Below are 13,322 nucleotides of genomic sequence, written 5' to 3' on the forward strand. Positions count from 1 at the left end.
CGCCAGCCGCGTTTGCCGTTCCGGAAGCTGCCGCCGCTCTCGCCCGCTCGGTCGTGCTTTTCATAGCCGAGGTGGTCGGTGATCCCGCCCTCGAGGGCAGACTCCAGCAACCGCTTGGTCACCTGCTGCAGCAGCCCGCACTCGCCGGTCAATTGCAGACCCTCGGCCTGAGCCCGGCTTATCAGCTCGTCGATCAACTGGTCGCCCACTGCCTTCGCCAGCGCTGCCTCCGTCGGCTTCGAGAGCCTCGCGCTCCGTTCTCACTGGTTATCGATGCATCTTCCATGATCGGGAGTAGCACCGGACGAGTGCGGTTCCCGCCAGCGCGCCTGCGCGCTGAGCTTGGCTGAGAACATGGTCAACTGCCTAAACAGGCGATCGTGCCCGACGACGAACGGCTCTGCGGCCCCATCCAGGTCGGCCAGCCGCTTCGATCACCGTTGGTGGCTTAGCTGTTCCAGCCATTGTCATCCGCAGAGTGCAGCCACTCGGCTTCATTCTGGACCAGACGCGTGTATTACTGCCACCGACCTACGGCGGACTGGATGCCGCCCGTGGCTAGCGTGACAGTTTCGCCGTGCACTCGGGTTGGGTGCCCGCCGCTTACGGCGAAGTCCAGCGGTGTGTGGCCGTATGCCTGGTGGACAGAGACCAAGGACAGGGGATCAGGCGGCGGGAGACCAGCTGGGCGGGCATGCGACGACCGAGTCGGTGGTGTTGACATGGTGCGGGGCGATCTGACAGATGCCGAGTGGGAACGGTTGCGGCCGTTCCTGCCGGTGAGCAATGGACGTTGTGGCCGATGGCGGGATCACCGACAGGTGATCGATGGAATCCTGCACCGGGTGCGGACCGGAGTGCAGTGGCGGTATCTTCCAAAGCGGTTTGGCCCCTGGAAGACCGTCTATGAACGCCATCGACTGTGGTCGGCCAACGGGACGTGGGAGCGTCTGCTGCAGGAGGTCCAGGCCGCTGCAGACAGCGCGGGCGAGATCGACTGGGACATCTCGGTGGACTCCACCGTCGTGCGGGCCCATCAGCACGCGGCCGGTGCCGCCGCCCGCATGCGCAAAGGCTCACGCGGCGGACGGCCCCCCGGCTTTGACGCAGAGCGGTACAAGAAGCGCAACACCGTCGAACGAGCGATCAACCGGTGAAAGCAGTCCCGGGCCGTGGCCACTCGCTATGACAAGCGCGGCTACGTCTTTCTCGGCACCGCAACCACCGCAACTCTGCTCATCTGGCTTCGGAGCTGAGTCCCAACTTCACAAAGCGATTGGCCGATACCTCAGGGCCTGATCGACTACCTCATCAGCCGAAGCTCCCGCTCCGGCGGCCAGAAGATCCAGTCGCTGCACGAGCGCGACAGCATCCGCGCCACTCATCTCCGCAGCACTCATCAGGTCCCTCCGCCGGTCCCCTAACGGGACGAGTGATCGCCCGGACAGCTCCTGAAAGTTCGAGCCAGGCTTTTGACCGGTACAAGTAGGTGTGCGTCATGGACTCCTCCTGTGTGCAGCAAAGTAGCGCAGTGCGGCGCCCGCTCATATCGCGTCGGAAACTGACCACGGATGGGGTCGACGGGAAAGAACCAGCGGCCCTGCACATCAAGTCGCAGCACGTCTCCCGCCCGGAAGAAGGTTGCCGACGGCAGAAGGGCGATATCCACCGGCGCGATCTCACCCGGCTCGAACGGTCGCCGGGTGCGGTGTGCGTGCACGGGCGAGCCTGGCATGGACAACGCAGCATCCGCCTCGCGAAACGAAGCCCGAAGACTCCCTTTCGTGACCAGATCGCGCCCAAAACCGAAGGAACCCTCGAAGGTGACCTCCCGGCCCTCACTCAACTTCCGCACCCCCGCATACAGATGTGCGTCGGTGCCACCTTGTAGCTGCACCCACAGGCGCAGCGCCATCGGGCCGATGACCTCCAGATCTTCCTGGATGGTCCAGGAGAAGGAGGCCGTGCCTCGCCGGTGGTCGAACGCAGCGGTCGCTGGTGGTGGTGCGGATTCCGAGCTGCCCTGTGGGCCTTCGGTGGGTTCTCCGCCGCGGGCTTCGACGAGTTGTCCCGCTGCAGCATCGAGGTAGAGCTTGTGCCAGGTCACGCCGGGTGGCGGGAAGGAGGGTTCCCGTCGTACCGCCTGAACGGCATCGCCCCGGTCGCGCACCTCCAGCCGGACCGGGGGCAGAGCCTCCTGGCCGTTGTCCATACCCTTCAGTGCCCAGTCGAAGAACTTCTGCCGCTCCGAGACAGCCTCCGCCCCGTAGTAGGTGCACCACTTGCCACCGCGGTGGGTGTACAGCCACTTGTGCCGTGATCGGATACGCCGGAAGGCTTCGAACGAGCCCCGCGAGTGCAGGGCGTGATCGGAGAAGCTGGCACAGACCAGCGCCGGAACCTGAATCTGTTCGAGATGCGGACGCAGCGCCTCGTACCAGTCGTCGAACAAGTCACGGCTTCTTTGTTCCGCCCGGATGTCGAGGTCGACACGCCCTGCGCGCTTGAGGCCGAGACTCCAGATGGTCATGAAACCGTCCTCGCGGATACCGCCCGGCCTGGCGTAATCGCGGTAGAAGTCGGTGAATCCTTCCCATGGACAGATGGCGGCAAGATGAGGCGGACGCAGCGCGGCAGCCTTGTACTGGCTGATCGCGAGGTAGGACACGCCGTCCAAGCCCACCTTTCCGCTGGACCACGGCCGGGTACCGGCCCACTCGACGAGTTCGTAGAGGTCTCGTGCCTCCTGGTCGGAAAAGGGACTGCCGACCCCCTCCGACTTTCCGAACCCCCTCAGGTCCGCGTTCACGACGGCGTAACCACGCCGGCACCAGATCGCGGGGTCAGGCGCCTCCCAGCCCGTCCATGCAGACAGGTGAATGGGCTCAGGATGGCGGAACACCCGGAACTGGCCGATCGGACGGTAGCCACCGCCCTTGCGAGGCTTTGGCAGGCGGTCCTTTCCATAGGGATGCGCCGAAAGGATCACAGGAAGCGGGCCAGTGCTGTCTGCAGAACGGTAGACATCGACGCGGAGAACGACGCCGTCCGGCATCGCGACTTCCACGTCCTTCTCGCGCACGACGTCTCCTTGAGGCGGAGCATGTACATGGACAGCGGTCGCTCGGGCGGCGTGCAGCCGCCTGCGCACCAGGTCGACCAACGAGGGCATGAGAAGCCCTTCCTTCCCGTCAGAGGCGTCGACACCGATCCGGCGACGAACACGCGAACCCAGAATGGAGAACCTTCCTCCACTTAGCCTGGAGGGCAGCGTACTACGAACTGGAGAACCCTTCTCCACTCTCGTAGCTAAACTGGGCTCATGACTCCCGGGACAGCGCAGACAACGCCATCTGACCAGCCGCGGCCTCTGCGGCAGGATGCCGAGCGCAACCGGCGTCGCATCCTGACCGCTGCCCGAGAGGTGTTCTCCGACCGAGGGCTCAGCGTCACCCTCGACGAGATCGCCCGACACGCAGGCGTGGGCGTGGGCACTGTGTACCGCCGTTTTCCCGGGAAGGAAGCCCTGATCGACGCGCTGTTCGAAGAAAAGGTCAGCAGCCTGCTCTCCTTGTCCGAGAAGGCGCTCGCCAACCCGGATCCATGGGAGGGCTTCGTGGACCTCTTCACCGCAGCCAGCGAACAGATGGTCCGGGACCGCGGCCTTCGGGAGGTCATGCTCTTCAGCACGTACGGACGTGACCGCGTCGCCCGCCTTCGCCAGCGTCTACTCCCGATCGCAACCCAACTGGTGAGCCGGGCCCGCGACGCCGGCCAGCTCCGCCCGGATGTCGCGCCGACGGACATCCCCCTCCTGGAACTCATGCTCGGAGCTGCTGGCCAGTACACCTACCAGGTCCAGCCGGATCTGTGGCATCGGTACTTGGACATCCTGCTTGACGGACTGCGGGCACGACCGGAGGGCAACTCCCAGCTCAGCCAGCCGCCGCTCGATGCGGCGCAGCTGGAGGCGGTCATGCGTTCAACAGCCGGCTGAAGGGGGGCGGGACTTCACCGTGGGATGGCAGAGCCAGGCCTCGACGCCTGCGAGGCGTGGCTCCGCCATGCTCGTCCGATGGTGCAAGTGCAACTGATCACCACGCCATGCGAGGTCAGCGACGGTTCCGGCGTCTGGCCCGCACTGACCGGCCACATCCGGGAAACGGCCCCCGTCAGCTCCTCGTCTGTGAGTCAGGCCGATCTGAAGAAGTGACCCGCATCAGTGTCCGACGCGGCGGGATCGGCCGAGCAGCTACTCGATCACCCCGTGTTGCAAGAACCTCGTATAGAACTTGCCGTTGCCGCCCAGCACTTCGGGAGTCCCCTGATCGTTGCATCCGAGGTCGATGAATCCGTGCCAGTCGTAGGAGTGGCCGAAGAGGTTGTCCTCGTGCCAGTCGAACTGGACGGAGAATCCCAGCCTCGGGCGTCCCTGCGAGCCGCCGGCCGCGGGCATCTGCTTGGTGGTGACCACCATGGTCCCTTTGCCGTGCAGGCCGGCGGCAGTCCGTGCCTTGATGCCGTTCACCTGCTCCACGAGCCGGATCTTGAAGTTCTTCATGTACACCGGGCTGCCCGAGTCACGCAGTCTGTGCGCCTCCTGGACCAGCCGGTCCGCTGCCCGGCTGTGCACGTCATAACTGTCGAGCCGGCGCTGGTGCTGCCTGCGCTCGGTCTCCAGCTGCCGCTGTGCGCGCGCATTGCCGTACCGGTGCTGCCCCAGCAGACGTGTCAACTCGTCGATGCGGTCCTGCTCCGCATCCACATCGATCTGATCGGCCTTGGCGTAGGACTCTTCCGCCCTCTTCATCAATTCTTCCTGGGCGTAGGTCGTATCGAGTCTGACGGCGTTGTAGGACATGCGCAACGGAAGGATCATGAAGATGCTGTGGCTCTGGTTGGCCCCCTCGGGCACGTCGTCGTTGCCGTGCCGGTGGACGAAGTGCGTGAAGTGCTTCCACTGGCGGACGATCGGCTGGAAGCGGCTGTGCGTGTAGAAGACTCCGGAGACGGCTCGCTCGCCGAGGTCCTCGTCGACGAGGGCGTCCTTGAGTGCGTCGGGAATGGCGTGGAGCGGGGTGGGCGATGTCGTCTCGAAGGAGAGACTGCTGTTGAGGTCTTTGACTATTGAGTAGACGGTGCTGGACGCCGACGCGGCCACCAAACCCAGCGGGCCCGTCGCGGCGAGTGCGGGAGGAACGGTCATCGTTGTCCTTCGTTGGGAGGGCTGGCGAGGGCAGCTGTCAGGCCGCGTCCTCGTCCGAGAGTGGCGGCAGTTCGTCGATGTCCACCTCAATCTCTAGGCCGTGAGCCTGCATCAGATCGACCTGTTCCTCCGTGACCGCGATACCCGTCTCAGCCTCGCTGGTGAATGCCGCCAGGGCTTCAGTCAGTTCCTGGAGCACGGCGGGGTCGGCCGGCACCGGTGGTTCCTCCTGGACAATGGGTTCCTCGGGGGGGTACGTATCCGGGTCCTCATCCTCGTACCCGTACTCCTCCTCCACTTGCGCGTACTGCCCGTGCCCGGTGTCCTGGGCGTACGCGGCGTCCTGCCCGGCAGCCGCGGTGTACGCGGCGTCCTGAGCGACGCGGTAGGTGAACCACTCGACGAGCTGGGCGACGACGAACTGCCGGTAGTCCTCCGGTGTGACGCTCTCCGGCCGCTCATGGAGGTCGGGGCGCTCGTTGGTGAACTCGGTGAAGTAATAGGCGTAGTCGCTGAGATCGGACTGGCAGAGAGCCTGGCTGAACTCCCACCAGTTCGCGTAGTCCGAGTCGGGTACGGCATCCCACCGCTCCAGGACCGCGCTGTACAACAAGGCTGTGTCAGTCACGTACAACTCCTCGGTGAGAGTGAGGAACGGATGCGGGACACTGTCGCGGAGGGCCGAGGGTCAAAGCCAGCTTTCCCGGGCACCCTGGCGGGACCCGGCTGTTGCCCGTACGGGCGGCTTCACCGCTCCCAAGGTGTGGCGGCGACGAAGGCCGTACTGAACCGATAGGCGGCCAGCTCCATGCAGACCGCTTCGCCCGCCTCGGGGGGCAGTCCCGTGACACGGGCCGTACGCGTCCGGCGCAACTTCCCCTTGTCGGGTCCTCGCTGTACCGACCCCGCGTAAACACCGGCGCCGGCGACGCCCGTCAGGGCTGCGAGGACACCGTGTGCGGGGTTGTCCTGCCCGATGACGACCCGCTCGAGGTTCTCCACCCAGAGAACGGCCATCCGCTGGTGGACGCGCAGGGATGCGAGGAGCCGTCCATTCCATTCCTCTGCGTTCTCCCAATCGACTGCGCCGATGGAGCGCCGTGCTTCCTCCAGGGCGCGTGTGGCGCGCCGGGCCCGGCGACGCGCTACGACTCCGGGTGAGCCGTCGTGAACCGGTGCATCGTCGTCTGCCTCCGGGACGAAGTCGTTGACGGCCTTCTGTGTCACGACGACATGGGGAATGTGATGGGCGGCCCCATGTACAACGGGAGATGTGTAGGCCGGCGATTGGGTCGAGTGCTCCGCGAGCCACGGCAGCACCTGGAGCAGGTCACGTGTGAGGGCTTCGACCGTCTCGTGCAAATCGGCTTCCGCTGCCGCCCGTGCGGCCTCGTCGGGAAACCGCTGGGGGTCGGACCCGGTGTAACGGACAACAAGACGGGTCAGGGGCGGCCCGTACTGCTGGAACACATGCCGAACTGCCTCGCTGTGCGGCAACCCCGTCTCGTCGGCCAGGGCGGCGCGCAGGCCTCCCTCAAGGGTGAACCTGTCGATCTCCCAGGAACGTTCGATCGCGCTGTTCACTGCCCGCAGCACACCTTCACGGACGGCGTCCCGTGCGCTCGGCATTCCAACCTCCTTATGCCTGTGTCCACTCGGTCAGGAACACGGGCGCATCCTCACCCTGGGCCGGGCTCAGGACACCGGGAAAGCGCAGGCGGTACGCGCAAAGGACGGTGACAGTGCCCGTCCGGATGCCTTGTCGCGCGCCCTGCCGCCGCTGCCTGTGCAGAAGGCAGCTGAGCCCCTGGCGGCCTGTTGCGGCAGAGCAGGACAAAACGCCATGTGAAGCGGAACCGATACCACCGGTAGCGCCGTTTCGGTCCATGAAGTAGCCGACAGCGGTCATGGCTTCGCCTTGGCCCGGCGGGGAGGCTGATCGGGCGCTGGTCGAGCGAAAGTCCGCCGGGGGCAGACCGAAGGGGCACCCGGCGGCGGCTAATTCGAGGGGGAACCTCATGTCATCAGAACGCATCTTTGTGCACGTCCGGACGTCCGACCCGATCTCCGAGGCGGGCATTGTAGCCGCGCTGAAGACCCAGGCGGAGATATGGGTGACGGATGGAGACCCCGTTCTCCCCGGCACAGTCGCCCTCATCGTCGCCGACGAGATGAACGACGAGGCGCTCCAGTTGCAGCGGGCGGTCCGGGGGAAGGGAATGCACCAGGTCGTTGCGGTGGTCTCGGAGTTGGACGACGCGGGTCTGCTGCTCGCTGTCGAGTCCGGGATCTCCGGGCTGGTGCGCCGTCGGGAGGCGACGGCGGACCGTCTCGTGCAGGTCATCACGTCCGTGCACCGGGGCGCCGGTGTCGTCCCGCCGGATCTGCTGGGCCGGCTGCTCAAACAGGTGTCTCAGGTGCAGCAACGCATCCTCGCCCCCCGCGGACTGCGGTTCAACGGGCTCACAGACAGGGAGAGCGATGTGTTGCGATTGGTCGCCGCCGGTCTCGACACCCGTGAGATCGCGCAGAAACTGTCGTACTCGGAGCGGACCGTCAAGAACGTGCTGCACGACGTCACGCACCGGTTCCAACTGCGCAACCGGGCACACGCCGTCGCCTACGCCATCCGGGAGGGATTCATCTGAGGCCGCCTCACCGCCCTCGCTCCTCGATGCGCCGCCGCCGCGTCGAGCGCCGCTCAACGCCGTCGGTGGAGTCGGTCCGCAGGCTGCCCAGGTCGACCCGGTCCGGGGCAGGCGCAAGGGCGGTGTCGGGCGGTGGCTGAAGCGGTGCCATCACAACCAGGTGCAGCACCGGTGACGTGGGTGGCTCGGTGAGCGCGGCCTGCGGGAAGGGCACGGGCACAGCAGGAGCAACCACGAGCGGCAGGGCACCTGTGCCGAACACGGAGAACGACGCGTCGACCACGTCATCGGGCAGGCATGGCGCAGCCGCTCCCGCCCTGATCACCCGTCCGAGGAGTCGCTGGCGGGCCAGCCAGTCCGATCCGTGAGCGGTCAACCGGTATGAGTGCTGGAGGATACGCACCGGTTGCATGCGCGCGCTGACCGGGGATTCGGGGGCACGGCGCGCGTACAAGCGGCCTCCACGGCTGCGCTCCTCCTCTCGGACGTCATAGAGGAACGCGCACAGGACGACACCGGTGTCGGTTCCGGCGTCGGCCTGGTGTCTGGTGTCCTCGAAACACAGAACGGCATCGGGCACACACCGGCGCAGCCACGTCTCGAGCGACAAGGTCACCGCTTCCATCACCTCTCGATGATGGCCGCGGCTCACGAGGCCGGCCAAGGCCATGCGGTTTCCCCATGGGGCACGCAGAGATGTCCGCGCGTGTGTCTGATCGCTCTGCCACCTGAATCGACCGAATGCAAACGTGAGCTGACGCAGAGAAAGCGAGGAGCGTGTGCCGAATTATCTGACTCCGGGCGTCTTCGTCGAGGAGACGTCCTCGGGCATCAAGCCGATCCAGGGCGTCGGAACCGCCACAGCGGCATTCATCGGCTTCACCGAGAAGGGACCTGTCAACGAGGCAGTTCTCGTCACCAGCTGGACTCAGTACACGGCGGTGTTCGGCGAGTTCACCGCCGACGCCTACCTGCCGCACAGCGTGTACGGCTACTTCCTCAACGGCGGCGGCAACGCGTACATCGTCAGCCTGGGCACGCATGCCGCCCCTTCTGAGGCTCCGCAGGACCCCTCGGGGCAGGTCGAGACCGGTGGGCCGGTCCGCGGGGAGCTGGCCGGAGCGGACGGGCGGCCGGCGCTGACCCTGACGCTGACCCCGCAAGCCGAACAGGGCCCCTGGCCGGTCACCGTCGAGGTCGAGGACACCGGTAGCGGCGACGAGGACTTCTTCAAGTTGGTGGTGCGCCGCGGTGGCAAGGTCGAAGAGGAGTACGACAACGTCACCGTCAAGCGGGGTCCCGGATTCGTCGGCACGACCCTGAAGAAGTCCGCGCTGATCACCCTGGAGGAGGTCAAGAGCAGCACGCTCGGCCGTCCCGCCAAGGGCACACGGGTCTCCCTCGCCCCCGTGACCGCTGCTGCGGCGCCCGTGGTTCCGCAGGGCACACGGGCGGAGCTGGAGCTGGATGCGGGCCTCTACATCGGGGACACCGCTTCCCGTACAGGCCTCGCAGGTCTGGAGGCCATCGATGACATCACCATGGTCGCGGTCCCGGACCTGATGTCGGCGTATCGCAGGGGGGCCGTTGACAGTGAGGGCGTCAAAGCCGTGCAGCTCGCCCTGGTCGCGCACTGCGAGTCGATGGGCGACCGGGTCGCCATCCTCGATCCACTGCCCGACCTCAATGCCCAGCAGGTGCGGGACTGGCGTCGGGACTACTCCGCCTTCGACTCCAAGTACGCCGGCCTGTACTGGCCATGGGTGAAGGTCATGGACCCGGTGGAGAAGCGGGCCGAGATGATCCCGCCCAGCGGGCACGTGGCGGGGGTATGGGCCCGCAGCGATGCCACCCGCGGCGTGCACAAGGCACCGGCCAACGAGGTGCTGCGTGGCGTCCTGGCCCCGGCGCTCGCGGTGACCAAGGGCGAGCAGAGCATCCTCAACCCGATCGGGGTCAACTGTCTGCGTACCTTCCCCGGCCAGGGCGTACGAGTCTGGGGAGCCCGCACCCTCTCCAGCGACCCCGAGTGGCGCTACCTGAACGTGCGACGGCTGTTCAACTACATCGAGAAGTCGATCCTGGACGGGACGAACTGGGTCGTCTTCGAGCCCAATGACCGCTACCTGTGGGAAGGCGTCAGCCGCACCGTGACGGCGTTCCTCACCCGCGTCTGGCGCAGCGGGGCGCTGTTCGGCCGCAGTCCGGCTGAGGCGTTCTTCGTGCGATGCGACGAGGAGAACAATCCCCCGGAAGGCCGGGATGCTGGCGTGCTGACCATTGACATCGGCATCGCTCCGGTCAAGCCGGCCGAGTTCGTCGTCTTCCGGCTCTCGCAGTACACCCCCGGCGCCGACGCCAACGAATAGAAGGGAAGATCATGATCCCTGGAACGCCTCAGGCCATCTCCGCGGCACGTTTCGTGGTGAGCTTCGACGGGACCGCTCCGTCGTACTTCTCGGAACTGAGCGGCATCACCAGCGAAGTGGAGCCGACAGAGTACATCGCGGCAGACGCACGGACCGGTGCGATCGTCCACACCAAGCAGTTCGGGAAGACCAAGCCGCCCACGGTCACCCTCAAGCGGGGTGTCGACGGGACAGGCCATCTCATGGCATGGCACGCGATGGTCCGCGCCGGCAATCCCGGGGCACGCATGACGGGGACACTGGAGCTGCAGAACGCGAGCGGACAGCCCCAGGCGACCTACCGGCTGATCAACGCGTGGCCCAGCAAGATCGAGATCGGCAGTCTCAAAGCCGGTGCGTCCGAAATCGTCCTTGAGAACGTCACGTTCACTTGCGAAGAAGTCGTTCCGGTATGAGCCCGACCGACGAGGCATCCGGTCAGGCCATGCTCACGGAATACCCCTTCGTCCTGCCGCGCGGATACGTCGACCCGCAAGGGCGTGTGCACCGTGAGGGCTTGATGCGGCTCGCCACCGCACGGGACGAGATCGCGCCCCAGGTGGACCCCAAGGTCCAGCGCAACGGCGCGTACCTGACGGTGATTCTGCTGAGCAGGACGGTGACCCGGCTGGGCGACGTCAGCGACGTGACCACGGACGTCATCGAGAATCTGTTCGCCTCCGACCTTGCCTTCCTCCAGGACCTCTACCGCAGGATCAACCAGGAGGGACGTACCGAGGCCGAGGTCAGTTGCCCCTCCTGCGAGCGGCGCTTCCTGGTCGACGTGGCGGGTGAGGCGCCGGGGGAATCCTGACGTACACGGCCGACCGGCTCTGGGAGGAGGTCGTCTACGTCGCCTACTACCTTCACTGGTCCGCCGATGCGGTCCTCGACCTGGAGCACCCGGTCAGACAGCGGGTGATCGAGGAGATCGGTCGGATCAACCAGCGGATTTCCGCACCTGACGACGGCCCGGGCGACTGAACGTCCCGAGCCGGCTCTGCCGAAAGGAGGCGACCTCGTGCGGTGGTCGTGGAAACACCTTCGCGCCCGGCTGCGTTCCCGGCGTTCGGCCCGTACGGCCGCTCCGGGCAGCAGCGGCACTCCTGCGTGGCGCAAGCTGCCCCGTCTGCGCCCCACGGTCCTGATCGCACCCCACACCGTGACAGCCCTGAGTCAGGGTGCGGTCGCCCGCGCGGGAACGCGGTCGCTGATCCACCGTGCCCCCGTCGCGCCGCCCGGGCGGCGTGGCGCGGGCGCAATTCTTGAGCGGGGTGATGGGCATCCGCCTGCCGGTCGGAACAACCCGCCACCACATCCTGGGCAGGACGACGGCGCCCACTCCCCCGCCACCCCTCTCAGCCGAGCCGGTGACACGGCCCTCCCCCAGGACGACATACAGACACCTCCCCGCCCCGCTCACTCCCCATCACCCCTCACGCCCACGCCCACGCCTCCCATCAGGAGCGCCGGCACAGCCCGCCCCCAGGACGACGGGCAGACCCCTCCCCGACCCGCTCACGTGTACGACCCGTACCTGCTTCCAGTTGTGCCGGCGGGCCGTGCCGACGATCTGGTGACGGCGGTACCGGACGGATACCCGGCCACCGCCGCATCTGCGACGGCCGAACCCGTGCCGGTACTCAGCGGGCCGGTCGCGGCGACAGGGGCGAACGGCCTCGTACCCGGGCAGCCCCGCGAGCAGGCGGAGCGTCCAAGGCATGAACCGCGTCACACGCAGAGCACGTCGACGCATGACAAGCACACCGATCTGCCTGTCCTGCCCGTCCGCCGCATCCCTGCCGCGCAGGTCGGGGCAACCGGTCGGCGTCCTCCCCTGACCCGGGCGACCGACGCATCGGTCGGCACGCCCCGGCCAGTGACACCACCGCCCATTCGATCGCGCTCTGACTTCGACCGCCGGCTGGATGCCTTCCGCCCCGACTGGCTGGTCGAGCGGCTGGCCGCCGACCAGGATGATCTGCCTTCATTCGTCCAGGCCCGCCGCCGGCCTGCCGTCACGTCGCACACGCCGGTGGCGGCTTCCGCAGACAGCCCGGCACCGAGCCCGCCCGAACGTGAAGGGCGACGAGACCTGCCGGGTAAGACGTCTGCATGGCCGTCTGCACGGGCCGGCGAGTCCGCGCAGTCGTCCGCGCTGCGCGGGCCGCGACGCCATCCTCAGGACTACGAACGCACCTCGATGCCTGCTTCACCGACTGCCCCGCGTCCTCCTTCAGCGTCCCTTGCCGACAGTGTCGCGGCAGCATTCCCGCCGCACGCCGAGGCGACACGGACGCCACCGGCCACCGGGACGTCCGCAGCTCACTCCTCCTCGTCACCCGCCGATCATGTCGCCGCGAGCCCACCGGACGCCCTGCAGCACCAGTCACACCCGCAATCGGCCGGAGACCTGGACGATCACACCCCCACCGACGGATTCCCGGCCCGGACGAACCCGATCACGCGTGTGCACACCCCGATGGGCCCTCGCACCGCCGAAACCGGCACCGCGTGGTCCGCCGCACGGCCGGACCAACTCGAAGCGAACGGCGCGAGCGCCGTTCCCGGCAGGCCCGGCGCGGGCCAGGCCGCTGCCATGCCTGCCGTAGCCGCCACCGCCGGTGGCACCGAGACGTCCGTGCCGGGCTGGGAGGCGGCATGGAGCATGCGGCTGTCACGGGCCCGCCGGCAGGTCTCCTCCCGCCCGGCCGGCAACTCCGAGCAGCGTGCTTCCATCTCGTCGCCCCCCGGCACGGACCAGCAAAACTCCCCTCCGGCCGTCGCGGCTACAGGCGACGGGGAGCCCGATCCTTCGGAGGACGGTCCAATCGCCGGAACCGCGCGAAGGCTGCGCGAGACGACGGAAGTCGCGTCCGTCCGGCACCGCGACAACACAGAGTCAGGACATGTACAGCCAGACTTCATGGCTCCGGACGACGCCCTGCACCAGTCGGACAGCGTCACGGACCTGGCCGACGGGGGCCGTACTCGAAGTGAGACGCCCACCTCGGGCGAACCGTCGGCTGCTCTACCGCAGCGCCGGCTCCGATCGGTTTC

At 67.2% G+C, this 13,322-nt stretch carries 11 protein-coding genes and 2 pseudogenes; 7 read left to right on the top strand and 6 right to left on the bottom strand.

Annotation, left to right across the window (positions count from 1 at the left end; translation table 11 throughout):
• Positions 1-8 precede the first annotated feature (8 nt).
• A pseudogene (locus ACIGAQ_RS36255) lies at positions 9-221 on the bottom strand (transposase); the annotation flags it as partial.
• Between the two features lie 501 nt (positions 222-722).
• Between ACIGAQ_RS36255 and ACIGAQ_RS36260 the strand changes: the two are divergent.
• A pseudogene (locus tag ACIGAQ_RS36260) lies at positions 723-1,256 on the top strand (IS5 family transposase).
• A 164-nt stretch (positions 1,257-1,420) separates the two neighbouring features.
• Here the strand turns inward: ACIGAQ_RS36260 and ACIGAQ_RS36265 are convergent.
• A complete protein-coding gene (locus ACIGAQ_RS36265; RefSeq protein WP_399790625.1) occupies positions 1,421-3,082 on the bottom strand; it encodes a CocE/NonD family hydrolase in 1,662 nt (553 codons plus the stop codon).
• A 240-nt stretch (positions 3,083-3,322) separates the two neighbouring features.
• Between ACIGAQ_RS36265 and ACIGAQ_RS36270 the strand changes: the two genes are divergently transcribed.
• Entirely contained in the window at positions 3,323-3,997 is a 675-nt protein-coding gene (locus ACIGAQ_RS36270; protein ID WP_399790628.1) for a TetR/AcrR family transcriptional regulator, read from the top strand.
• A gap of 255 nt (positions 3,998-4,252) precedes the next feature.
• On the opposite strand, the gene ACIGAQ_RS36275 is transcribed toward ACIGAQ_RS36270, so the two are convergent.
• From ACIGAQ_RS36275 to ACIGAQ_RS36285, 3 genes are all read right to left on the bottom strand, one after another.
• Positions 4,253-5,206: a hypothetical protein gene (locus ACIGAQ_RS36275; RefSeq protein WP_399790630.1), complete on the bottom strand. Its 954-nt coding sequence runs from the start codon at positions 5,204-5,206 to the stop codon at positions 4,253-4,255.
• Between the two features lie 37 nt (positions 5,207-5,243).
• On the bottom strand, positions 5,244-5,834 hold the full coding sequence (locus tag ACIGAQ_RS36280) for a hypothetical protein (RefSeq protein ID WP_399790633.1): 591 nt from the start codon (positions 5,832-5,834) through the stop codon (positions 5,244-5,246).
• A gap of 119 nt (positions 5,835-5,953) precedes the next feature.
• Positions 5,954-6,835, bottom strand: a complete 882-nt coding sequence (locus tag ACIGAQ_RS36285; protein ID WP_399790636.1) for a hypothetical protein — start codon at positions 6,833-6,835, stop codon at positions 5,954-5,956.
• Between the two features lie 389 nt (positions 6,836-7,224).
• Here ACIGAQ_RS36285 and ACIGAQ_RS36290 point away from each other — a divergent pair, with 389 nt between their 5' ends.
• Positions 7,225-7,854: a response regulator transcription factor gene (locus tag ACIGAQ_RS36290; RefSeq protein WP_399790638.1), complete on the top strand. Its 630-nt coding sequence runs from the start codon at positions 7,225-7,227 to the stop codon at positions 7,852-7,854.
• A gap of 7 nt (positions 7,855-7,861) precedes the next feature.
• Here the strand turns inward: ACIGAQ_RS36290 and ACIGAQ_RS36295 are convergent, their stop codons facing one another.
• Positions 7,862-8,524, bottom strand: coding sequence for a Pvc16 family protein (locus ACIGAQ_RS36295; RefSeq protein ID WP_399790641.1), 663 nt, complete (start codon positions 8,522-8,524; stop codon positions 7,862-7,864).
• A gap of 109 nt (positions 8,525-8,633) precedes the next feature.
• Between ACIGAQ_RS36295 and ACIGAQ_RS36300 the strand changes: the two genes are divergently transcribed.
• Genes ACIGAQ_RS36300 through ACIGAQ_RS36315 form a run of 4 tightly spaced genes read left to right on the top strand, consistent with a single transcriptional unit; the run spans position 8,634 to position 11,246 of the window.
• Positions 8,634-10,223: a phage tail sheath family protein gene (locus ACIGAQ_RS36300; protein WP_399790643.1), complete on the top strand. Its 1,590-nt coding sequence runs from the start codon at positions 8,634-8,636 to the stop codon at positions 10,221-10,223.
• Between the two features lie 11 nt (positions 10,224-10,234).
• Complete coding sequence (locus tag ACIGAQ_RS36305) at positions 10,235-10,678, top strand: phage tail protein (RefSeq protein WP_399790646.1); 444 nt, start codon at positions 10,235-10,237, stop codon at positions 10,676-10,678.
• Positions 10,675-11,076, top strand: a complete 402-nt coding sequence (locus ACIGAQ_RS36310) for a hypothetical protein (RefSeq protein ID WP_399790648.1) — start codon at positions 10,675-10,677, stop codon at positions 11,074-11,076. The genes ACIGAQ_RS36305 and ACIGAQ_RS36310 overlap by 4 nt, the downstream gene beginning before the upstream one ends.
• The gene (locus ACIGAQ_RS36315; RefSeq protein ID WP_399790836.1) at positions 11,073-11,246 is read left to right on the top strand and encodes a DUF6760 family protein; all 174 of its coding nucleotides are present in this window, start codon (positions 11,073-11,075) and stop codon (positions 11,244-11,246) included. The genes ACIGAQ_RS36310 and ACIGAQ_RS36315 overlap by 4 nt, the downstream gene beginning before the upstream one ends.
• Positions 11,247-13,322 lie beyond the last annotated feature (2,076 nt).

It is taken from the genome of Streptomyces sp. NPDC085932 (assembly GCF_044540525.1).
GTDB lineage: Bacteria > Actinomycetota > Actinomycetes > Streptomycetales > Streptomycetaceae > Streptomyces > Streptomyces levis.